At 68.1% G+C, this 21,286-nt stretch carries 19 protein-coding genes; 7 read left to right on the forward strand and 12 right to left on the reverse strand.

Annotation, left to right across the window (positions count from 1 at the left end):
* Positions 1 to 222 precede the first annotated feature (222 nt).
* Entirely contained in the window at positions 223 to 2,181 is a 1,959-nt protein-coding gene (locus tag LTT66_RS16120) for an ATP-binding cassette domain-containing protein (RefSeq protein WP_408638806.1), read from the forward strand.
* Positions 2,182 to 2,734: 553 nt separating this feature from the next.
* On the opposite strand, the gene LTT66_RS16125 is transcribed toward LTT66_RS16120, so the two are convergent.
* From LTT66_RS16125 to LTT66_RS16150, 6 genes are all read right to left on the reverse strand, one after another.
* The gene (locus LTT66_RS16125; RefSeq protein ID WP_181725515.1) at positions 2,735 to 3,442 is read right to left on the reverse strand and encodes an FABP family protein; all 708 of its coding nucleotides are present in this window, start codon (positions 3,440 to 3,442) and stop codon (positions 2,735 to 2,737) included.
* Between the two features lie 190 nt (positions 3,443 to 3,632).
* On the reverse strand, positions 3,633 to 3,938 hold the full coding sequence (locus LTT66_RS16130) for a DUF1416 domain-containing protein (protein ID WP_043686601.1): 306 nt from the start codon (positions 3,936 to 3,938) through the stop codon (positions 3,633 to 3,635).
* A gap of 5 nt (positions 3,939 to 3,943) precedes the next feature.
* Positions 3,944 to 4,777 (reverse strand): sulfurtransferase, encoded by an 834-nt coding sequence (locus LTT66_RS16135; RefSeq protein WP_181725514.1) that lies wholly within the window; start codon positions 4,775 to 4,777, stop codon positions 3,944 to 3,946.
* 29 nt (positions 4,778 to 4,806) lie between these two features.
* Entirely contained in the window at positions 4,807 to 5,301 is a 495-nt protein-coding gene (locus LTT66_RS16140; RefSeq protein WP_233068348.1) for a DUF4395 domain-containing protein, read from the reverse strand.
* Between the two features lie 288 nt (positions 5,302 to 5,589).
* Positions 5,590 to 6,033, reverse strand: coding sequence for a thioredoxin family protein (locus LTT66_RS16145; protein ID WP_233068350.1), 444 nt, complete (start codon positions 6,031 to 6,033; stop codon positions 5,590 to 5,592).
* A complete protein-coding gene (locus tag LTT66_RS16150) occupies positions 6,030 to 6,830 on the reverse strand; it encodes an LmeA family phospholipid-binding protein (protein ID WP_233068352.1) in 801 nt (266 codons plus the stop codon). Before LTT66_RS16150 ends, LTT66_RS16145 begins: the two co-directional genes overlap by 4 nt.
* A 293-nt stretch (positions 6,831 to 7,123) precedes the next feature.
* Here LTT66_RS16150 and LTT66_RS16155 point away from each other — a divergent pair, with 293 nt between their 5' ends.
* The 6 genes from LTT66_RS16155 (at position 7,124) to pstB (ending at position 13,056) form a co-directional block, all read left to right on the forward strand.
* Entirely contained in the window at positions 7,124 to 7,888 is a 765-nt protein-coding gene (locus tag LTT66_RS16155) for a winged helix-turn-helix transcriptional regulator (protein ID WP_269822016.1), read from the forward strand.
* 132 nt (positions 7,889 to 8,020) lie between these two features.
* Entirely contained in the window at positions 8,021 to 8,941 is a 921-nt protein-coding gene (mshD, locus tag LTT66_RS16160) for a mycothiol synthase (RefSeq protein ID WP_233068361.1), read from the forward strand.
* A gap of 242 nt (positions 8,942 to 9,183) precedes the next feature.
* A complete protein-coding gene (pstS, locus tag LTT66_RS16165; RefSeq protein ID WP_233068363.1) occupies positions 9,184 to 10,296 on the forward strand; it encodes a phosphate ABC transporter substrate-binding protein PstS in 1,113 nt (370 codons plus the stop codon).
* 91 nt (positions 10,297 to 10,387) lie between these two features.
* Positions 10,388 to 11,359: a phosphate ABC transporter permease subunit PstC gene (pstC, locus tag LTT66_RS16170; protein ID WP_195094792.1), complete on the forward strand. Its 972-nt coding sequence runs from the start codon at positions 10,388 to 10,390 to the stop codon at positions 11,357 to 11,359.
* Positions 11,359 to 12,258 carry a phosphate ABC transporter permease PstA gene (gene pstA, locus LTT66_RS16175; protein WP_181725507.1) on the forward strand — a complete coding sequence of 300 codons (900 nt, stop codon included), beginning with the start codon at positions 11,359 to 11,361 and terminating at the stop codon, positions 12,256 to 12,258. Before pstC ends, pstA begins: the two co-directional genes overlap by 1 nt.
* A 21-nt stretch (positions 12,259 to 12,279) precedes the next feature.
* Positions 12,280 to 13,056, forward strand: a complete 777-nt coding sequence (gene pstB, locus LTT66_RS16180) for a phosphate ABC transporter ATP-binding protein PstB (RefSeq protein ID WP_195066709.1) — start codon at positions 12,280 to 12,282, stop codon at positions 13,054 to 13,056.
* Positions 13,057 to 13,158: 102 nt separating this feature from the next.
* Here the strand turns inward: pstB and LTT66_RS16185 are convergent, their stop codons facing one another.
* The 6 genes from LTT66_RS16185 to LTT66_RS16210 all read right to left on the reverse strand — a co-directional run bounded on the left by LTT66_RS16185 (position 13,159) and on the right by LTT66_RS16210 (position 20,744).
* A complete protein-coding gene (locus LTT66_RS16185) occupies positions 13,159 to 14,727 on the reverse strand; it encodes a hypothetical protein (RefSeq protein ID WP_233068365.1) in 1,569 nt (522 codons plus the stop codon).
* Complete coding sequence (locus LTT66_RS16190) at positions 14,724 to 15,017, reverse strand: type VII secretion target (protein WP_181725505.1); 294 nt, start codon at positions 15,015 to 15,017, stop codon at positions 14,724 to 14,726. Before LTT66_RS16190 ends, LTT66_RS16185 begins: the two co-directional genes overlap by 4 nt.
* Before the next feature lie 119 nt (positions 15,018 to 15,136).
* Complete coding sequence (phoU, locus tag LTT66_RS16195) at positions 15,137 to 15,799, reverse strand: phosphate signaling complex protein PhoU (protein ID WP_043686743.1); 663 nt, start codon at positions 15,797 to 15,799, stop codon at positions 15,137 to 15,139.
* Positions 15,800 to 15,981: 182 nt separating this feature from the next.
* Complete coding sequence (locus LTT66_RS16200) at positions 15,982 to 18,312, reverse strand: LCP family protein (protein WP_233068368.1); 2,331 nt, start codon at positions 18,310 to 18,312, stop codon at positions 15,982 to 15,984.
* A 161-nt stretch (positions 18,313 to 18,473) separates the two neighbouring features.
* Positions 18,474 to 19,616, reverse strand: coding sequence for a tRNA dihydrouridine synthase DusB (dusB, locus tag LTT66_RS16205; protein ID WP_233069288.1), 1,143 nt, complete (start codon positions 19,614 to 19,616; stop codon positions 18,474 to 18,476).
* A 156-nt stretch (positions 19,617 to 19,772) separates the two neighbouring features.
* Positions 19,773 to 20,744, reverse strand: coding sequence for an acyl-ACP desaturase (locus tag LTT66_RS16210; protein WP_233068370.1), 972 nt, complete (start codon positions 20,742 to 20,744; stop codon positions 19,773 to 19,775).
* Between the last annotated feature and the right edge of the window lie 542 nt (positions 20,745 to 21,286).

Here is a 21,286-nt window from a genome sequence, read left to right on the forward strand (position 1 = left end):
GCCGCGACCGATTCGACGCGCCGATGTGGCCGGTTCGTCCGCTGCTTCGTCCACCGCCGTCACCTCGGCGCCGACCGCACGGGCCTGGACCGCCGCCTACCAGGCCGCAGGCGCCCCGTGTCCGCGCCGCCGCGACCCAGCCCCGCCTGACGTACCTGCGGCGCGTTCGAGGATCGGCCGGACCGTCGAGGTTCGCGCGCCGATGCGAGAGGAGCGATCGCGATGACGCGAGCCGTTGCGCGCGACACCGGCTACACGGTGCTGGGTGATCTGCGCCGGATGTGGGCGCTGCTCGAATTGTCCCGTCTGCGCGTCGCGGTGGCGATCGGCTGGGGCGTGCTGGGGCTGGGCAGCGGGCTCGGGCTCGCCGCGCTGGCAGCGTGGCTGATCGCGCGGGCCTGGCAGATGCCGCCGGTGCTCGACCTCAGCATCGCCGTCGTGGCGGTGCGCGCCCTCGGCATCTCGCGCGGCCTGTGCCGGTACCTGGAACGTCTCGCCACGCACGACGTCGCCCTGCGAGCCATGACCACGGCGCGAACCACGGTCTACCGAACGCTGGCCCGGTCGGATTTCTGGCTGCGCCGACCAGAGGTATCGCGCGGCGGTGACGACCGGCCGGAGGCCCGGCCCGGGGAAACGAAGCCGCCGCGCCTCGGTGATCTCCTGGTCCGGATCGGCAGCGACATCGATGACCTGGGTGCCGTGGTGGTCCGCGTGTTCGTGCCGGTCGCCGTCGCGGTCGTCCTCTCGATCGCGGCGGTCGCGCTCCTGGCCACGATCTCGCCGCCCGCGGCCGCGCTCCTGGCGGGTGCGCTGGCGCTGTCCGGCGTCGTCGCGCCGTGGCTGTCGGCGAAGGCGGCATCCGAGGCGGAACGCGCCGTGCGCGCCGACCGGGCCGAGTTCACCGCACAGGCTCTCACGGTGCTCGACCACGCCGCCGAACTGCGCGTCGCAGGCCGGCTCGACGCCGCCCTCGCCGCGGCCGGAGCAGCCTCCCGCCGGGCGGTCGCGGCGGAGGACCGGGCCGCCGCGCGCAGCGCGTGGTCGGCCGCCGCCACCCCGCTGTCGATCGGAGCCGCCGTGCTCGGCGCCCTGCTGATCGGCATCACCCTCTACGGCCCCGACGGCGGCACGGCGGGCGCGATGACACCCATGGCACTGGTGATCCTGGTTCTGTTGCCCCTGTCGGCCTTCGAAGCGGTCGGCCCACTGGCAGCGGCGGCGCAAGCTCTGACGACCGCCCGTGCGGCGCTGCATCGCCTGGACGGGTTCGAACCCGGCTGCACGTCGGCGGACCCCTGGGCGCGAGTGACTCTGCCGCCGCACAGCAGGGACGCGGAGGAGGTCGCTCGGACCGGGGATGGCCGAGCGGCCGACCCGGTCTCTTCGATCGGCTGGGCCGGTCACGCCGCGCCCGGTGGGACTGCCTCCAGCGCGCACTCCGGCAGCAGCGTGGCGCCCCAGGAGCTTTCGGACCAATGTGTGGACGGTGCAGGCGTCCCGCGTCGGGCCGACGATATCCCCGGCGCAGCCGACCCGGCCCGGCCACTCGACGCGCGCGTGCCGGAAATGCCTCGGGGTCGGCGGATCGCGGTGGTCGGCCCCAGCGGCGCGGGCAAGACGACGCTGCTGATGAAGTGGGCCGGGTTGTTCGACGCACCTCGCCCCGGCGTCACCTTCTTCGCCGAGGACGCGCACTTGTTCGGCACTTCCGTGCTGGAGAATCTGCGGGTCGCGCGCGGCGATCTGACCGCGGAAGAGGCCGGGAAGGCGTTGCGGACAGTCGGTCTCGGCGACTGGCTGGACGGGCTGCCGGAGGGAGTGCACACCGATCTGGTCGGGGGAGCGGCCGCCGTGTCGGGCGGCCAGCGTCGCCGGATCCTGCTCGCACGCGCTCTCGTATCCCCGGCGCGGGTGTTGCTGCTCGACGAGCCGACCGAGCACCTGGAGGCCGAGGCCGGGGCGCAGCTGCTGCGCGACCTGCTGGACGCAGGCAGCGGCCTCGTCGCACCCGATCGTGTGGTGCTCGTCGTCACGCATCAACTGCCAGAAGACCATCAGGCCGACACGGTGCTCCGGATCACCGCGTCAGGGGAGGTCACAACGGATTTCGCGGTCGATGAACCACCGCGCCGTCCCGCCGATTCCGCCCACCGAGAAATTCCGTTGCCGAGTTACTGACGCATCGCTAGATTCGTTCGTACACGAGGAAGGAGGTGGTTCGAAGAATGGTTATTCATAGGACACGTGAGGTGGCTGTCCGCTAGCGCCACCGCTGCAGGTGGATTTCGCCCGCGCGAGCGCTGAGCGAATTCCAGGCAGTCACCCGGCCCCCGAGCCCCGGTCTGTCCGACCGGACCTGTGCGACGCAAGAAGCACCGGTACGGCTCGGGGGCTGTTCTGTTCCGCCCCTCCGAAGATTCAGGCCGTACTAGTGGGGTGGTGCTCGGGTGATCACAGGTCTTGCGTCGGGGATGGGGTGAGTTTTGGGCGTACCCGGTGAGTTACCCATGTGCTGGCGAGATCAGGTGTTGCGTCAGCAGCCGCTGTGGTCGGTGCGGCTTAGTTTTCGCCGTACCCGGTGAGTTACCCATGTGGCTGGCGAGATCAGGTGTTGCGTCGGCAGCCGATGAGGGCGGTCCGGCTCAGTGTTCGCCGTGCTCGGTGAGTTACCCATGTGCTGACGAGCGAACTGGGCAGGTCCCGCCGGGTTAGGCGATGACGGGCACTCGCCTCAGCCGATGTAGCGCTGGAGGCGCGCGGAGAGGCGGGGTTCGAGGGGGCCGTCGGCTACCACGCGCTCCTCGACGTAGGCCAGGTCGCCGCCTTCGACGATGCCGTAGAGGCGCTTGGCGCCGCCGACGACGACGCCGGACTGGCTGCGGATCACCACGTCGGTAGCCAGTTCCCAGGACGACTGGGTCAGCGCCTGCCCGTAGAACAGCTCCACGATGCCGCCGCTGTGCGCCAGCAGCAATTCGATGACCTCGTCGTTACCGTCGATGCCGACCCGCCAGAAGCCACTCTCCCGCAGGTCGGGGCCGCCGTAGCCGCCCTCGGCGTCGATAACCCAGGACCGGGACTCCCAGGCCAGGTAGTCGCCGCCGTCGTGCGAGACGACGATCTGCTGGCCGAACCGATAGTCGCCGCGCTCCGGATCGTGGCCCTCACCTTCGCCGCGCCACACGCCCACCAGGGGGAGCAGCGCGAGCATCGAGGCGCTCAGATCCGGGCCGAGCCGCAGGTTGGCGGTGTCGTCGGGCAGCGGAAGATCCGGCAGGACCGGGATGTTGCGGGCACCGGTCGATTTCGCCCGTTCGGCAGCGTCGGCTACGGCCTGGTCACCGCTGCGGCGACCGGCGGAGTCGACCGGAGCGTCACCGTTCAGTTGTTCACTCGCTCGCTCGGCCGGGTTGGAACCTTCGCTCGCGAGTTCGCTCATGATTCGGTGAACAGCCGGTAGAAGACGTAGAGGCCGAACCAGCCGATCAGCACGGCCACGGCCACCAGCAGAATCTCGAAGAAGAGGACCACGTTTGGAGTCTAACGACCCGCTTGCGACGGCACGCAAACGGCCCCGGTGCTTCCGCAGAGCGGAAAGCGACCGGGGCCGTCGGCCTGGGTGCGGTGGCTTACTTGGCGACCGCGACGTCCACCGAGTGGATGCCCGCCCCTTCGGGGCGCACCTCGGCGGAGCCGTTGCCCGCCGAGGACAGCGCGCGGACGGTCCACGAACCGGGAGCCGCGAAGAACCGGAAGTCACCGGTGCCCGACGCGACGACCTCGGCGGTGAAATCACCATTGCCGTCGAGCAGGCGCACGAACGCCCCGCCCACCGGCTGGCCGTCGGTGCTCAGGACACGGCCGGTGATGACCGTCTCCTTCTCCACGTCGACTCCGGCCGGGATGGCCTGACCCTGAGTAGGTGCTGCACACATGTCGATTACTCTCCCAACTCGATCGGAGCGCCGACGAGGGAGCCGTACTCGGTCCAGCTCCCGTCGTAGTTCTTGACGTTCTGGTGGCCGAGCAGCTCCTGCAGCACAAACCAGGTGTGCGAGGAGCGCTCGCCGATCCGGCAGTACGCGATGGTCTCCTTCTCGCCGTCCAGGCCGGCTTCTTTGTAGATCTCGGTCAGCTCGGCGTCGGCCTTGAAGGTGCCGTCCTCGTTCGCGGCCTTGCTCCACGGCACGTTGATGGCGCCGGGGATGTGGCCCGGACGCTGGCTCTGCTCCTGCGGCAGGTGGGCAGGCGCCAGGATCTTGCCGGTGAACTCGTCAGGGGAACGCACGTCGACCAGGTTCTTCGTGCCGATGGCCGCGATGACCTCGTCACGGAAGGCACGGATGGACAGATCCGGCGCCGAGGCCTTGTACTGGGTGGCGGGGCGGTTCACCGGCTCGGTGGACAGCGGACGGCCGTCCAGCTCCCACTTCTTGCGGCCACCGTCGAGCAGCTTGACGTTGTTGTGGCCGTACAGCTTGAAGTACCAGTAGGCGTACGCGGCGAACCAGTTGTTGTTGCCGCCGTACAGGATGACCTCGTCGTCGTTCGAGATGCCGCGAGCCGAGAGCAGATCGGAGAACTGCTCCTGGTTCACGAAGTCGCGACGAACCTGATCCTGCAGGTCCTTCTTCCAATCGAGCCGGACGGCACCTTCGATGTGACCACCGTCGTAGGCGGAGGTGTCCTCGTCGACCTCGACGAAGACGACGCCGGGGGCGTTGAGGTTCTCTTCGGCCCAGTCAACGGAGACCAGGACATCGGAGCGAGCCATTGTTTTCCTTTCAGAGATGACGTGCAGGGTCAGTTCGATGCCGGTGACGGGCTCCGGCGGAGGCGGGCTGCCAGCGGATAGATCCGGCAGCCCAGGCAGATCCCGAACGCCGCGTTCAGGAACGCCGCGAACAGGGCGAAGCCGGCGAATACCGCGCCGACGACTGTGGAGCCGAGCGCGAAGCCCAGCAGGCTGACGGCCGCGAAGACGAAACCGAGCAGCTGCGCGAATCGCAGCGGAGCCGTCGGCTCGGTCTCACTGGCCGGCGCGAGGCGCGGCGCGACGAAGGCCGCGTAGATCCGCCCGTACGGGTGGCGGCGCGGACCGAGAGCGGCGCCGAGCGCGAAGACTACCGCCTGCAAGGCGATCAGAACCGCCGCGGCGACCGGCGAGAGCGCGGCGGCGATCAAGACCAGGACGAGCACGCCGGTGGTCACCCAGGCGACGAAACGGGGTCCGCGCACATCGACCTGGTCGGTGGAAGAGGGGATGGTTTCGGAAATATTGCGGATTTCGGTGGACATTGTGCGTACTCCTGCGCTGAATAAGTCCGATGACTGAAAATTTGCCAGTTCGCCGGGGGATCGTGAGATCACTCGCGCGGCGGACAGAGGTCGGCGTCAGGAAATCCGGGGAAGCCGACCGATCAGCGGCACAGGCAGCAACAACCACCGAGCCGACACAGATCCACTGTGCGGCGTCGGGTGAGCATCAGCTCGTGGTTGGAAAGCACGCCAAGCAGTTTACCCAATTCGGCGGGAGAATTGGACCCGGGGTGGATCACACCCGTCCAGGGGACTTGTCGTCGCAGCTCAGGCCGCCGCGGTGAGCGGCTCGAGCGCGGAGTGCAGATCCGAGTCCTTCGGCACGCCGGAGATCCGGAACCGTTCCCTGCCCTCGGTGTCGAAGACGAACGTGGTGGGCAGGGAGAGCACGTTCAACTCCCGTGCGAGCGCGGGCTCGGCATCGATGTCCACCTCGATGTCCTGCGGCGGCTGCGGTGATTCCGCGAGCTGCCCTGTGACATTGGCAACCACTCGGCGAACCGCGGCGCACGGCCCACACCACTCGGCGGAGAAATGCAGCACCGCGGGACCGGCGCCGGTCACGCCGACGGCCGCCAGCAGTTCGGCGCGGGCCGACTCGGACGCGTCGATGCCCGCGCCCGCCCGGACCTTGCCGTCGTGCCTGCGCAGCAGGACGCCCACCGCCAAAGCGGTGAGCAGTACGACTGCCAAGATGGTGATCTGGATCATGGTCGCTGCAATCGGTCGAGGTCGATCGTGACGTTCACGCCCTTGCCCTCCACGACGATCTGACCGCCCTGGGCGGAGACCTTGGTGGGCCGGACACCGAACGGCAACTCCTTGGTGTCGATGGTACGGGTGAACCGGGCGAGCACCGCGGGGCGATCGGCGTCGGTGATCACCGCCACAGGCATGGTCTCGGTGCCCGGGCCGCCGCGATAGAAGCCGGTCGCCACGATCTTCACCTGGTCGCCGTCGAGCAGCAGATCGGCTTGCACACTGACCTTCTCACCGCCGTACTGCGCGCCCGGGGTCTCCGGCAGGGTGCCGGTGAGCACCAGTGCGCCCGTGGTGGTCATACCGGAACCGCCCGATCCGCCGGTGCCGTCGGACTTGTCCGCGGGCCGGGAATGCACCTGCAGATCGGGAATGGTGAACAACCGGCCCAGTTCGGTGGGCTCCACGCGCAACCTGCTGTCCACCCGCTCCACGGGGACGGCGCGCAGGCTGCCGTCGACCAGCTCGCCGACCGGCAACCGGACCCCGGTCAGCGTCGCCTCCAGCGCGGTCTCGCCGGGAATGTCCGCGCGCTTGGCGCGCGCCCTGATCTCCACGTGGTCGTAGCGGCTGTCCCACGCCTGGCCGAAGAACGGGAAACCGTGAATCGTCACCTCGGGATCGGCGGTGAGGTCGGCGCCTTCGCGCAGCGCCCGGGACACCCGGTACTCCGAATAGGCGGCGGTGCTGAAGTCGGCGACGACGGCGAACCCCGCCAGACACAGCAGGCCGATGATCAGCTTGCGCATGCTCCCCCGTCTCTCCGGGTCTCGGGCCGCGGCGGTACGGAGCCGCGCGGCGCACGTCCGGGTGCCGCGCCGGGCGCCCGGCTGGTGGCGGGCCTGCCCGATACGTAACCCATGTAGGCACCATATCGGTTGGCTCGAGCCGGGCTCCCGGGTGTCCGCGGGTGCGGCAGCGGACCCGGAATGCGTGGTCATCCCTTGTTACGCGCTAATCTTGCATCCGATTACCTGTGATTAGCGACGCGGCCACGGCGGTGCTGCCGTATCCGCGTGGCTACGAGATGGGAGGAGGGCCCGTGGAGCTGCTCCTGCTTACCTCCGACCCCAACCCCGAGTCGGTGTTGCCCTCGCTGGCGTTGCTGGCCCACAATGTGCGGCCCGCGCCCACCGAGGTGGCTTCGCTGCTCGAGGCAGGCACCGCGGACGTCGCCCTGGTGGACGCCCGGACCGATCTGGCCGCCGCGCGCGGCCTGTGCCGCCTGCTGGGCAGCACCGGGTCCTCCGTGCCGGTCGTCGCGGTGCTCACCGAGGGGGGCCTGGTCGCGGTGAACGCCGACTGGGGACTCGATGACATCCTGCTGCCCGGCACCGGCCCCGCCGAGCTCGACGCCAGGCTGCGGCTGCTGGTCGGGCGCAACGGCGGCGTGGCGAGCCCGGAGAACACCGGCAAGATCACCCTCGGTGAGCTGGTGATCGATGAGGGCACCTACACGGCGCGGTTGCGTGGCCGTCCGCTCGACCTCACGTACAAGGAGTTCGAGCTGCTGAAGTACCTCGCGCAGCACGCGGGCCGGGTGTTCACCCGCGCGCAACTGCTGCAGGAGGTGTGGGGCTACGACTTCTTCGGCGGCACCCGCACCGTCGATGTGCACGTACGGCGGTTGCGCGCCAAGCTCGGCACCGAGTACGAGTCGCTGATCGGCACCGTGCGCAATGTCGGTTACAAGGCCGTGCGCCCGTCGCGCACGGCCGCCAAGGGGGAGCCGGTGAACTTTCCGGACGAGGACGACGAGGGCACCGACGACTCCCCGCTCACGCCGGTCAACGGTTCCGCCCAGTAATTTCCCGCAGGTGACGGCCGGAATTGCGATAGTGCGGGCATCGTTCCCGGCCGCGGCCGAAATGCCGCGTGCTCGCGCGGCGTTGCCAGAAGCGGGCCCTGCGGGGTCCGCCGGCTCGATGAACGGAGGCCGATGAGCGGCGCGACGACACAGTGGACCGACCGTCCCGACGCGGACGCAGCGCGGGCGATCACCGATCTGCTGGCGCGGGCCACCGCGGCCGACGGGGTCGCCCCGGTCTCCGAACAAGCGGTGCTCTCGCTGACCGCGGCCGACGGCGCCGGGGCGCGCCATCTGCTCGCGTGGCGCGACGGCGTGATCGCCGGTTACGCGAATCTGGTTCCAGCCCATGGCGAACACCCCGCGATGGCCGAGGTGGCGGTCGACCCGTCCCGGCGCGGCCACGGCGTCGGGACCGATCTGGTCACGGCCGCCCTGGCCGCGGGCGGCCAGGGCGCGCGGGTCTGGGCGCACGGTGACCGGCCTGCGGCCAAAGCCGTCGCCGCGCGGCTCGGGCTGCGGACCGCGCGCGAGTTGTGGCAGATGCGGAGGTCACTGGCAACACCCGAGCTACCGGAATTGGCCGTACCGGAGGACATCACGGTGCGCACCTATGCCGGTCCCGCCGACGACGCGGAATTGTTACGGGTCAACGGCGCGGCCTTCGCCTGGCATCCAGAACAGGGCGGCTGGACCGAACGTGACATCGAGGTCCGCCGTACCGAGTCGTGGTTCGACCCGGCTGGCCTGTTCCTGGCGTTCGACACCGCTCACCCCGACCGGCTGCTCGGATTTCACTGGACCAAAGTGCATTACGCGGAGGATCCGCCGCTGGGTGAGGTTTACGTGGTCGGCATCGACCCTGCCGCGCAGGGGCGTGGCCTCGGTCGTCTGCTCACTTCGGCCGGCCTGCGCCACCTGCGGGATCGTGGATTGACCGAGGTGTTGCTCTATACCGAAGCCGACAACGTACCGGCGGTGCGCACTTATACCCGTCTCGGCTTCGCGCCCGCACATGTCGATGTCGCCTACACCACGGCCGCGGCTGAATAGCAAGCGGCAGACCGGGTATCACCGAGTAAAACTAGGGCAAACGTCACATCTACCGGGTGCAATCGCGCCGGGCTGTTCACTCTCCGTTCACTCAGGTCGGTCCAACTGTCAACCACGTGACCTTAGGTTGTGTGAGGGCAGCACACTGCTGCCTGGTGCGCAAGTTCCCCGCGAACAGCACCACAACACCCGTCCGGGCCGGTGAGGGACCGGACGAGTAGGACGCGATTCCGGAGGAATAAGTGAATTTCAAGCGCAGCAGCGCCCTGGTCGGTGTGCTGGCCGTCGGCGCGATGACGCTCGCCGCCTGTGGCAGCGACGACAACACCTCTTCCGACACGGGCAATGTGGCCAAGGTCGACGTGGCCTGCGGCGGCAAGGAGGCCCTCAAGGCCAGTGGCTCCTCGGCGCAGAAGAACGCGATGGAGCGCTTCATCGCGGCGTACGAGAAGAACTGCGACGGCGCCACGCTGAACTACACCTCCAGCGGCTCGGGTGCCGGTGTGAGCGAATTCATCGGCGGACAGACCGATTTCGGCGGCTCCGACTCGCCGCTGAGCTCGAAGAAGGACGAGCCGAAGAAGGCCGCCGACCGCTGCGCCTCGCCGGCGTGGAACCTGCCCACCGTGTTCGGCCCGGTCGCGATCACCTACAACATCGATGGCGTGACCGACCTCGCGCTGGACGGCCCGACCGCCGCCAAGATCTTCAACGGCGCCGTGACCACGTGGGACGCTCCCGAGATCAAGGCGCTGAACCCGAACGCCAAGCTGCCGTCCGAGCCGATCGCGGTGATCTTCCGCAGCGACGAGTCGGGCACCACGGACAACTTCCAGCTCTACCTGGACGCCGCTTCCGACGGCGCCTGGGGCAAGGGCGCGGGCAAGGCCTTCAACGGTGGCGTCGGCGCGGGCTCGAAGGGCAACGAGGGCACCTCGGCCGCGGTGAAGAGCACCAAGAACGCGATCACCTACAACGAGTGGTCCTTCGCGAAGGCGCAGAACCTGTCGATCGCGCGCATCGTCACCTCGGCGAGCAAGGACCCGGTGACGCTGAGCGTCGAGTCGGCGGGTAAGGCGATCGAGTCGGCGAAGATCTCCGGCCAGGGCAACGACCTGGTGATCGACACCTCCTCCTTCTACAAGCCCGCGGCGGCGGGGGCATACCCGATCGTCATGCCGACCTACGAGATCGTGTGCTCGAAGTACGCCGACGCCGCCACGGCCACAGCGGTGAAGGCCTTCCTCACCTCGGCGGTCACCAACGGCCAGCAGGGCTTGGACGAGGCCGGGTACGTCCCGATCCCGGAGCAGTTCAAGACCAAGCTGACCACCGCCATCAACGCCATCTCCTGATAGCAGCCCCCACATGACCGTGCACGACGAAGTTGCCGCCGCTGATCAGTCGGATTCGACCGACCAGCGAGCAGGCGGAGATACTGCGCTCATGCCGAGCAAGCCGAGCAACGAACCGGCCGCCAAGAGCGGTCGCCCGCACAGCCCGCGAGCGGAGATCATCTTCCGCTCGCTGGCGACGGCGGCGGGAGCGATCATCGTCGCGGCCATCGCGCTGATCGCCCTGTTCCTGCTGATCCGAGCGGTGCCGTCGGTGCTGGCGAACGAGGCGAACTTCTTCACCAGTACCGACTTCAACACCTCGGACGCCAACCACCTCAGGTTCGGCATCCGGGATCTGTTCATGGTGACGGTGCTGAGTTCGATCTTCGCTCTGGTGCTCGCCGTTCCGATCGGCATCGGCATCGCGCTGTTTCTGACGCACTACGCGCCGAAGACGCTGGCGCGGCCGTTCTCGGTGATCGTCGATCTACTCGCCGCGGTGCCTTCGATCGTGTTCGGTCTGTGGGGAATCCTGGTGCTGGCTCCGCAATTGGAGCCGATCCAGAACTTCCTGAACGACAACCTCGGATGGCTGTTCCTGTTCTCGAACGGCAACATCCCGCTGGCCAGCGGCGGCACGATCTTCACCGCGGGCGTCGTGCTCGCGGTGATGATCCTGCCGATCATCACGTCGGTCAGCCGTGAGGTGTTCAACCTCACCCCTCGCGCGCACATCGAGGCGGCGCAGGCGCTCGGCGCGACGAAATGGGAAGTCGTGCGGATGACGGTGCTGCCGTACGGCCGCAGCGGCATGATCGCCGGCGCCATGCTCGGTCTGGGCCGCGCGCTCGGCGAGACGATCGCCGTGCTCATCGTGCTGAAGACGGCCGCCCAGCCGGGACAGTGGTCGGTGTTCGACGGCGGCTACACCTTCGCCTCCAAAATCGCCTCGGCCGCGGCGGAGTTCAGTGACCCGCTGCCGACCGGCGCGTACATCGCGGCAGGCTTCGTGCTGTTCGCGCTGACCTTCGTCGTGAATGCGCTGGCTCGACTCGCCGCGGGCGGAAGGGTGAACGGGTAATGACCTCGACTCTGGACCGGCCGATCAAGCCGCCCACCTTCCGGGATGTGAGCCTGTCGCGCAAGGTGCGCAACAACGTCGCGACCGGCTTGGTCTGGCTGGCGTTCGGCATCGCGCTCGTGCCGCTGGCCTGGGTGCTGCTCATGGTGATCACCAAGGGCTTCAGCGCCGTGGTCCGGGCGGCCTGGTGGCAGAACTCGCTGAAGGGCGTACTGCCCAATCAGGTCGCGGGCGGCGTCTACCACGCCATCTACGGCACCATCGTGCAGTCGCTGGTCGCGACGGTGATCGCCGTGCCGCTGGGCATCATGGCCGCGGTGTATCTGGTCGAGTACGGCCGCGGCGTGCTGGCCAAGACCACGACCTTCATGGTCGACATCCTGGCGGGCGTGCCGTCGATCGTCGCGGCGCTGTTCATCTTCGCGCTGTGGATCGCGACGCTCGGCTTCCCGCAGAGTTCGTTCGCGGTGTCGCTGGCCTTGGTGTTGCTGATGTTGCCGGTGGTCGTCCGCAGCACCGAGGAAATGCTCAAACTGGTGCCCGACGAACTCCGTGAGGCGTCCTACGCCCTCGGCATTCCGAAGTGGAAGACCATCCTGCGGATCGTGGTGCCGACCGCGCTGCCCGGCATGATCAGCGGCATCTTGCTGGCCATCGCCAGGGTGATGGGTGAGACCGCTCCCGTGCTGGTGCTGGTCGGCTACAGCAAGTCGATCAACATGGACATCTTCGACGGCAATATGGCGTCGCTGCCGCTGCTGATCTACCAGGAGCTGGCCAACCCCGAAGCTGCCGGACGCGAGCGGGTCTGGGGCGCGGCTTTGACCCTCATCATCATCATCGCCTTCCTGTACCTGGCGGCTGCGGTCCTCAACCGCCTGCTCACCCGGAACCGATAGAAGCGGAACGGATTACCCAAAATGGCCAAGCGGATCGACGTCAAAGATCTGAACATCTACTACGGCAAGTTCCATGCCGTGTCCGATGTCTCGCTGACCGTGCTGCCGCGCAGCGTGACCGCCTTCATCGGTCCCTCGGGTTGTGGCAAGTCCACCGTGCTGCGTTCGCTCAACCGCATGCACGAGGTAACCCCGAACGCCAGGGTCGAGGGCGCGGTGCTGCTGGACGGCGAGGACATCTACGGCACCCAGGTCGACCCGGTGGGCGTGCGCCGCACCATCGGCATGGTCTTCCAGCGGCCGAACCCGTTCCCCACCATGTCCATCAAGGACAACGTGGTCGCGGGCCTGAAGCTGCAGGGCGTGCGCAACAGAAGAGAACTCGACGAGGTCGCCGAGCGCTCGCTGCGCGGCGCCAACCTGTGGAACGAGGTGAAGGACCGCCTGGACAAGCCGGGCGGCGGCCTCTCCGGCGGTCAGCAGCAGCGTCTGTGCATCGCGCGTGCCATCGCCGTGTCGCCCGACGTACTGCTCATGGACGAGCCCTGTTCGGCGCTGGACCCGATCTCCACCCTGGCGATCGAGGACCTGATCACCGAGCTGAAGAAGGAATTCACGATCGTCATCGTCACCCACAACATGCAGCAGGCCGCGCGTGTGAGTGACCAGACCGGCTTCTTCAACCTGGAGGCCCAGGGCAAGCCGGGCAAGCTGATCGAGATCGACGACACCGAGAAGATCTTCTCCAACCCGTCGCAGAAGGCCACGGAGGACTACATCTCCGGCCGCTTCGGCTGATCCCGGCGCCGCCGGCTTTTCCACAAGCGGCTGAGCGAAACGAAGGCCCTGGATAGCGATTCGCTGCCCAGGGCCTTCGCCGCGTTTCGGGATACGGCTCCGCTATTCGTTGACGGGCGGAGTTTCGAAAAGCGGAGTCGGCGTTGCTTCCACCCGACGCGTGTGCTCCGAATCCGACTGCCTGCTCGCCCCCGGTGTGCCGAGCAGACCGGTACTCGCCGGCGCGGTCGACGGGGAACTGGATGCGGGCGCGGGAGAACTGCTCGGATTGCCGGAGTCGGTACCGGTGTAGCTCGCCTGCCGGACGGACGCTGGTTGGTCCGCCGTGGATTCTGCGGACTGCGGCGCATTCGGTTTGTCGGTTTTGCTGTTGTCGGTGTTCGCCGGATTGCCCGCCGCCGAATTGTCCGCCTTCGGATCGGCGGCTTTCGCGTTCGGATCGGTGGCAGCGGGCTGCCCTGTCGTGGGATCGGTACCCGCCGGGTCGGACTTCGGCGTTTTCGACTCGGCCGGGTCGCCGGTAGCCGGTGCGTCCGTGGACGTGCCGTCCGCCGCACGGTCGACGCTGGTGATCACCGTGTCAGCCGCGTCGGCGAATTTCTCGGCCGCCGAACCGGCGGAGTCGATCAGACCCTTGCTCGCCTCGCCACCCGCCTTGATGATGTCGTCGAGATCGTCATCGAGCTTGCTGACGGATTCGATCAGCGTGGGCACATTTCCGGTGATCCCGCCCACCGCGGTGATCAAACTCGTCACATCCGACGGCTTCCACGAATTCGGGTCGCTGGCCGCGCCGGTGGAAGCCGGTGACTGCGCGGGTTGGTCCGTCTTGTTCTTGTCCGCACCGTCACCGCTGTCGTCGGTCTTATCGTCTTTCTGCTTTCCGGATTGATCGGCTCCGTCCTGCTTTCCCGACTCATCGGCTCCGTCCTGTTTCCCGGATTGATCGGCGCCATCTTGACTCGCGGGTTGCTGGTCTGCGATCGGGCTCGCTTGCGGCGTGCCCGCAGGTGTGGTGGCAGGGGAACCCTGATCGTTCTGCTCGGATTGATCCGCGGGCTGGTCGTCGGTGTCGGACGGCTGGCTGTACACCGCCAGGATCGGATCGCCCTCCGGCGTCTGGCCGCTGTCGAGCGGGTCGCCGTCGCCGAGCTGCTCACTGCGGGCACGGACGTCCCCGCCGGCCTGTTCGATCTTGGTGGCGATGTCCGATTGGGTGCCGATCATTTCGTTCAGGGCGGTGGTGATGGCGGTCTGATGCGTGTACTGCGCTTCGCCGTCCTCGTCCGAGCCGCCCGGCCCCGGAGTGACCTGCCAGTCCTCGGAGACGGTGAATCCGGCCGCTACGGCCTGGTCGACCTTGTCCAGCAACGCCTGGCGGAAACCGGCCAGGCTGGTGCCGCTGTCGATCAACGTCTGCGCGAGTTCCTCGGTATCGAGCGCCACCTTGTTCGCCGCGTCGCGGTCGCCGGCTATCCGATCGTAAGCCGCGTAATAGGCGTCGCCGCTCCAATGCGCACCGGCGGCTCGGATCTGCGTCACCGTCTCATCGATCAGCGTGACGAATTCACCATTGCGGGTGCGTATTTCGGTCCCGGCTTCGCTCAATTTCCACGGCTGCCATTCCGACCGCACCTGGCTCAGGGTGGGCGTCGCGTTCGTGGTCCTCACAGGTGTGCGCCCATCGCGTCGAGTCCGTCGCGAAACTCTTGGTCGGACACCTCGTAATTCGCGGCGCCGCCCTTCGCGAGGTTCGAGACCCGTTTGCAGCGCATGGCCATTCGCTGCCACGCGTCTTCGACGTTCGCACCTGCCGTCGAGCACACTTCGCTCAGCGCCGAACCCGGCAGGACGCCACCGAGCGCGTCCGTGGTGGCGCGTACCGTCAAAGCGCCGATTTCGCCGCCGATTTTGTCCATCGACGCGGCTAATGCGCGCAGTTCTGCTGGATCGACGTTCATAACGCCCCCCTTCATACCGGATCCCCTCCGGCGTAACGCAATACCAGAGCAATCCCGCCCCGTGCGGCTCAATCTATCATTTGCCGCCCGCGAAACGTCAAGCCCAGCAACCCTTTCGGTTACGCCTCCGCATCCGGGTCAGGGGGGAGGACGCCGGTCACCAGGAAGATGACCCGGCGGCCGATTTCGACCGCGTGATCGGCGAAGCGCTCGTAGTAGCGGCCGAGCAGCGTGACGTCGACCGCGGCGGCCACGCCGTACTTCCAGTCCCGGTCCATGAGCAGCGTGAAGAGGTGGCGGTGCAGATCGTCCATCGCCTCGTCGTCCTCGTTCAGCTGCGCGGCACGGTCGGGGTCGCGCGTCTCGAGCACCTCGCGGGCGCCCGCGCCCATGTTCACCGCGATGCGCCCCATCTCGGCGAAGTAACCGTTGACCGCCTCGGGCAGCGCGTGGTTCGGATGGCGCCTGCGGGCGACCTTGGCCACGTGCAGTGCGAGCGCTCCCATCCGGTTCACGTCGCCGACGATCTGGATGGTGCTCACCACCTGCCGCAAATCGCCGGCCACCGGCGCCTGCAGCGCGAGCAAAGCGAAGGCCTTCTCCTCGGCGTCCTGGATCAGCTCGGCGATCCGGTCGGACTCACTGATCACCTGCTCCGCCAGGGCGAGGTCCGCTTGGAGCAGCGACTGGGTAGCCCGCTCCATGGCCGAGCCGGCCAGGCCGGCCATCTCACCCAGCAGGTGGGCGAGTTCGGCCATTTGCTCGTTGTAGATGACACGCATGAAAGCTGACATTAGTTCGCCGCGCTGACCAAGTCACGAACGCCGAGTGAATGACCGGTGTGCATCATTAGCGCGGCGATTGCCGATGGCGGGTGTCAACGACCCGTCCGCCGCCCTGGTCGCTCCGCACGACGGCAACAGCACAGCAAAATGTGATCTGAATCGCACCGTCCGCCGCGGCGTTACTTGCAGATATCGTCGGCCGCGTTGACGTGTTCCAGATCCGAGGGCAGTACGGTCGGCGTCGTATCCGTCGGGGTACTCGTCACAATGTTGGTGATCTCGTCACCGACCGGCGTCGGCGCCTTCACGGTGACGCCGTTCGCCGAGTCGACTCCGATGACGACCTCGACGATGCCGCCGAGATCGTCGGCGGCCTCGATGGTCGCGCCGGGGATCGCGGTTGCCACGGTGGCGGCTTCGGCTTCCAGGCCCGCGGCGTAGCGCACCTTCGTCGTGGTGGATTTGCCGTTGGCGTAATTACTGGTGTTGTAGATCGCGAAACCCTGGTTGCCGAGCTTGGTAGCGGCCGTGCGCGCCAGACCCTCGAACCCGGAGCCGTTGGACACCAGCAGCGAGACGGTGGAGGGCGCCACCGCGGTGTACTTCGTCGGTGCCGGCGCGGCCTGGGTCGGAGCGGGTGCGTCGTCATGGACGGTCGGCTTCTCGCCCGGCAGCGGCTGATCGTCGCGGATCGCCTTGAAGATCGCCTTGATGTCGGATTCGCGGGGGATCTCGTTGCCGTAGGAGGTGGTGCCCGCCGTCGGGACGGTGATGAAGGTGACCGCGCCGGCATCGATCTTCTGCAGGGAACGTCCCAGCATCAGGAGGTCGTTCGTTTCGACCTTGTTGACCCAGGTGTGCTCGCGGAACGCGCGGATGAAGTCGTTCAGCTTGCCCGGATTGAACAGCACCTTGCTGGACAGCGCGCCGCGCAGCAGCGAAGCGAGGAAGCGTTGCTGTCGGTTGATGCGGTCGTAATCGCTGCGCTCCTCACCGTAGACATGCCTGGCGCGCACGTACTTCAGCGCGGTTTCGCCGTCGACGCGCTGCTTGCCCGGGTGCTCGAGGATGGTGCCGAGCACATCGTCGACGAGCGGCTTGGCCGCACAGACCTCGACGCCATCGATGGTGTCGACCATGGACTCGAAACCGGCGAAGTCGATGCCGATGAAGTGATTGATCGACGCGCCGGTGAGCCGCTGGATTGTGGAGACGAGGCACATCGGCCCGCCCAGGTTGTAGACGGCGTTGAGCTTGTCGCCGATGGCCGAGGGGAACTTCTCGTCGGTGTAGCCGTTCTTCTCGTTGTCCCACCCGTAGCACTGCGGCCTGGTCACGTCCAGGTCGCGCGGGAAGGAGACTACGACGACCCGACTCCGGTCCTTCGGGATGTGCACGAGCATGGTGGTGTCGGCGCGGGCGCCCTCCGCGTCGTCCAGCGTGCCCGCGCCGAGCTTGCCGTTGGCGCCTGCGCGGGTGTCGGTGCCGACGAGCAGGTAATTCTCGTCACCGAGCTGGGCATTGGAATCGACGATGTCCTCGGAGTTCTCGTCGAGGGCCGAGACCTGGGTGAAACTGTCGCTGGTCGAGCGCAGATAGCTCCAGCCGCCGCCGGTGGTCAGCAGAATAAGGACGGCGCACACGGTCATCCCGGCCCGTCCGGTGGCTCGCAGCCGCTTGTTCCGGCGCTCCCGGGAGGCTTCCAGCCGGGTCTGCGCGGGGGTGCCGACGGTCTTCGGCTTGGCGTCTTTGCCTTCCTTGGTCGGCCAGCCCACCCCCTTGCGCTTGGCGCGCGTCTGCTCTTCGAGGGGAGGAAGGACGTCGGTGACCTCTTCGGCCTGCTCCGGCTCGGGACGCGCGACAGGTGCGGCGGCTACCGGGCGCTCGGCGGTGCGGCGGCTCGCGGCGCGGGCGGCCGGTGTGGCGCCTGTGATGTCCTGGACCACCGGTGAGTTGCCCGTCTGGCGCGGCGGCGGGGCGTCGGGTGCGCGCCGGGGACCCGCTGCCGCGCCGCGGCCGTTAGCGGGCTCCGGGGCACGATTCGCGGCCGGGTCGGCGGGGCGCCGGGGAGCCTCCTGCCGCGGCTCGGCGCGGTTGCCCCGTTGCGGGGGCGGGCCGGCCTGCGGAGGTATCGGCTCAGGGCGGCGCGTCCGGGTCGGCGGAGTGCCCGCACCCGGCGGCGCGGGTTCGGCGCGGCGTCCTCGGTTCGGCGCGGCGGACGGGTCCGGCGGGGCGGGTTCGGCGCGGCGTCCTCGATTAGGTGCGGCGGACGGGTCCGGCGGCGGGGGCTCGGCACGGCGGCTGCGCCGGCCGCTGCGTTCGTTGTCGACCCGCTGGACGAGATCCTGGACCGTCAGGGGCGCGGAACCCTGGTCGGGAGTGGCGTCGGTATGGCGGGAACGGCGAGACGTGCGTGCGGCGTCTTCTTCGGGGTAATCCTCCGCGGGATACCGCTCCCACGGGGCGCGACCTCCGGGCCGTGGCGAACGCCCGTGCCGATCGTCACCCACCAACGAACCTCGCTTTTCGTCTTGCTTTCCGCCTCGGTCGAACCGGACCGGCGGCACCGATCCCGTAATGATAACGATTCCGCCACAGCGGGCCACCCCACGGCGAAATCGAACAGGTCACAGCAGTGTTTGGCGCTCTCGTTCGCTATGCGGTTGCCCGATCACCCGCCGCTGTGCATCACATCGGCGGCCTGCGGCACCGCGGGATCGTCCGGGTCGTCGAGCCACCCATGCGGCAGCGCGACCTTTCCCGGTGAGCCCTGGCGACCGCGCGGGCCCTCCGCGTCCTTCGGGAAGGGCGCGGTCGGATCGAGCTGTCCGACAAGATCTTCCAGCTGAGCGAGGCTGCCCACCGTGGCGAACGAGCGCCGCAGGTCCGCGCCGACCGGGAAGCCCATCAGATACCAGGCCATGTGCTTGCGCAGATCACGCATGGCCTTGTCCTCGCCGAGATGCTCCGCCAGCAGCGCGCCGTGCCGATACAGCACCGCGCCGACCCGGCCCAGATCGGGAGCCGCGGGCAGCGGCTCGCCGCGCAGCGCCGCCTGCAACTCGGCGAACAGCCACGGCCTGCCCAGGCAGCCGCGACCGACGACGACGCCGTCGCAGCCGGTCTCGTCCATCATGCGGACCGCGTCGTCGGCGGAGAAGATGTCGCCGTTGCCGAGGACCGGGATCGAGGTGACGGTCTCCTTCAGCCGGGCGATCGCCGTCCAGTCGGCCTGGCCGGAGTAGCGCTGCGCGGCCGTGCGCGCGTGCAGCGCGACCGCACGGGCGCCTTCGGCTTCCGCGATGCGTCCCGCGTCCAGATAGGTGAGGTGGTCGTCATCGATGCCGATGCGGAACTTCACGGTGACCGGGACCCCCGCCGGCTCCGCCGCGGTCACCATGGCGCGCACGATGCGCCGGAACAGCGTCCGCTTGTACGGCAGGGCGGCGCCGCCGCCGAGGCGGGTGACCTTGGGCACGGGGCAGCCGAGATTCAGGTCGATGTGGTCGGCCCAGCCCTCGCCGACGATGATCCGCACCGCTTCGCCGAGGGTGGCCGGGTCCACGCCGTAGAGCTGCATGGAGCGCGGATGCTCGTCGGCGTCGAAGGCCATCATGTGCAGCGTCTTCTCGTTGCGCTCGACCACCGCACGCGCGGTGATCATCTCGCAGACGTAGATCGAGGTCGGGCTGCCGAATTCCCGGCACAACTTGCGGAACGCCAGGTTCGTGATGCCCGCCATCGGCGCGAGCACGACCGGCGGATCGACCGGATACGGCCCGATCCGCAGCTCGGCCGTCGCCTCGGTAGTCATCGTCACGCCGACCAGTGTCTCATTTCCGCACGTGAGTCGGCCGGATCGGGTCGTTCGCCCAGCAGGCATGTCGCCATGGGGTCGCTACACCGATCCGTTCATACCGCGCCGCCGCCCAGTGTCCCGGACGGCGGCGGTGTGCTCTCGTCGCGGCGGTCAGCCTACGGAGCTGCCCGCCATCTGGCGGTCGCGCTTGGCGGCTTCGCGAGCGAGCATCCGGTCGCGCTGCTCCTCGAACTTGATGACGTCCTTGGCCAGCCTGTCCAGGAAAAGGCCCAGGCGCTCACGGACGGCTTCGCCACGGGCGGTGAAGTCGGTGCGCTCGAAGATGTTCCACTTCTTCAGCACCGGCTGGACGACCTCTTCCAGGTGCTGGCGCAGGTCGTAGATGCCGTGCTTGGCCATCAGCACGCCGTTGCGGCGGAAGTTGGGCATGCCCGCGCCGGGCATCTGGAAGTTCTCCAGGATCAGGGTGATCGCCTCGATGGCCTGATCGGGAGCCAGATCGAGGGCGGCGCCGCACATGTTGCGGTAGAAGATCATGTGCAGGTTCTCGTCGGCGGCGACGCGCTGCAGCATGCGGTCGGCGATCGGGTCGTCACAGACCTTGCCGGTGTTGCGGTGGCTGACCCGGGTGGCGAGCTCCTGGAAGGTGACGTACGCGACGGAGTGCAGGAACCCGGCATCGGCTTCGGCAGGGGAGGCGAAGCCGTTGGTCATGTGGACCATGCGGGCCTCTTCGAGGGCGACCGGGTCGACGCCGCGGGTGACGACCAGGTAGTCGCGCATGACGATGCCGTGGCGGTTCTCCTCGGCGGTCCAGCGGCCCACCCAGGTGCCCCATGCGCCGTCCTGGGAGAAGTTCTCGGCGATTTCCCGGTGGTAGGAGGGGAGATTGTCCTCGGTGAGCAGGTTCGTGACCATGGCCGCCTTCGCGACCTCATTGAGCCGGGACTGTTCCGGGTCCCAATCCACACCGCCGAGTGCCGCGAAATTGCGGCCGTCGTCCCACGGGACGTAGTCGTGCGGATGCCATTCCTTTGCCATGGAGAGGTGCCGGTTGACGTTTTCTTCGGCAACCGGCTCCAACTCCGTCAGAAGCTCGAGTTGAGTCAGATCCCTTGCCATGTATGAACCCTTCAGTGTGTGCTTCCGGTCGTGCAGGTCATCCCAAGGTAGACCGATACCGTTGCGGCCATACCTTACGGCACCGTAGGTGTGATGCGAAACGCATCCGTTAGACGATCGATGCCCTGGTGATCCACCTCATGCGACGCCTTCGCCGTTCGGTGATCTACCCGAGTGTATGGGTTCTACCCGTGGCGAGGGGACTATCGACGCGGGGCACGAAGCGTTAGCAAAACGTGCTCGGCTACACAATCCCCGGTCGCGGCCGTCATGCGGCGATCGACCGGCGCTCGAGCGTGTCGGACCGCCGAACTCGAGCCGCGCTGAGGCGGTCTCGCCCGGCGACTCGCCGATGTGACCTCGCGACGGTGGTTCGGGGTGCGCCTCTCAGCCCGGGCCGCGGCAGATCGCGACGGCGATATGGGTCCGTTTGCGGCGGCGGTCGCCACCCGAGCGGGCGTTTGTGCCCTTCCTCACAATCCGACCGGTGTCCACTGTGGTGCTACGCCCCATTCGGGCCTATGTCTCTGTTGTCGCCACTC

This window comes from Nocardia gipuzkoensis, from assembly GCF_021183645.1.
GTDB lineage: Bacteria > Actinomycetota > Actinomycetes > Mycobacteriales > Mycobacteriaceae > Nocardia > Nocardia abscessus.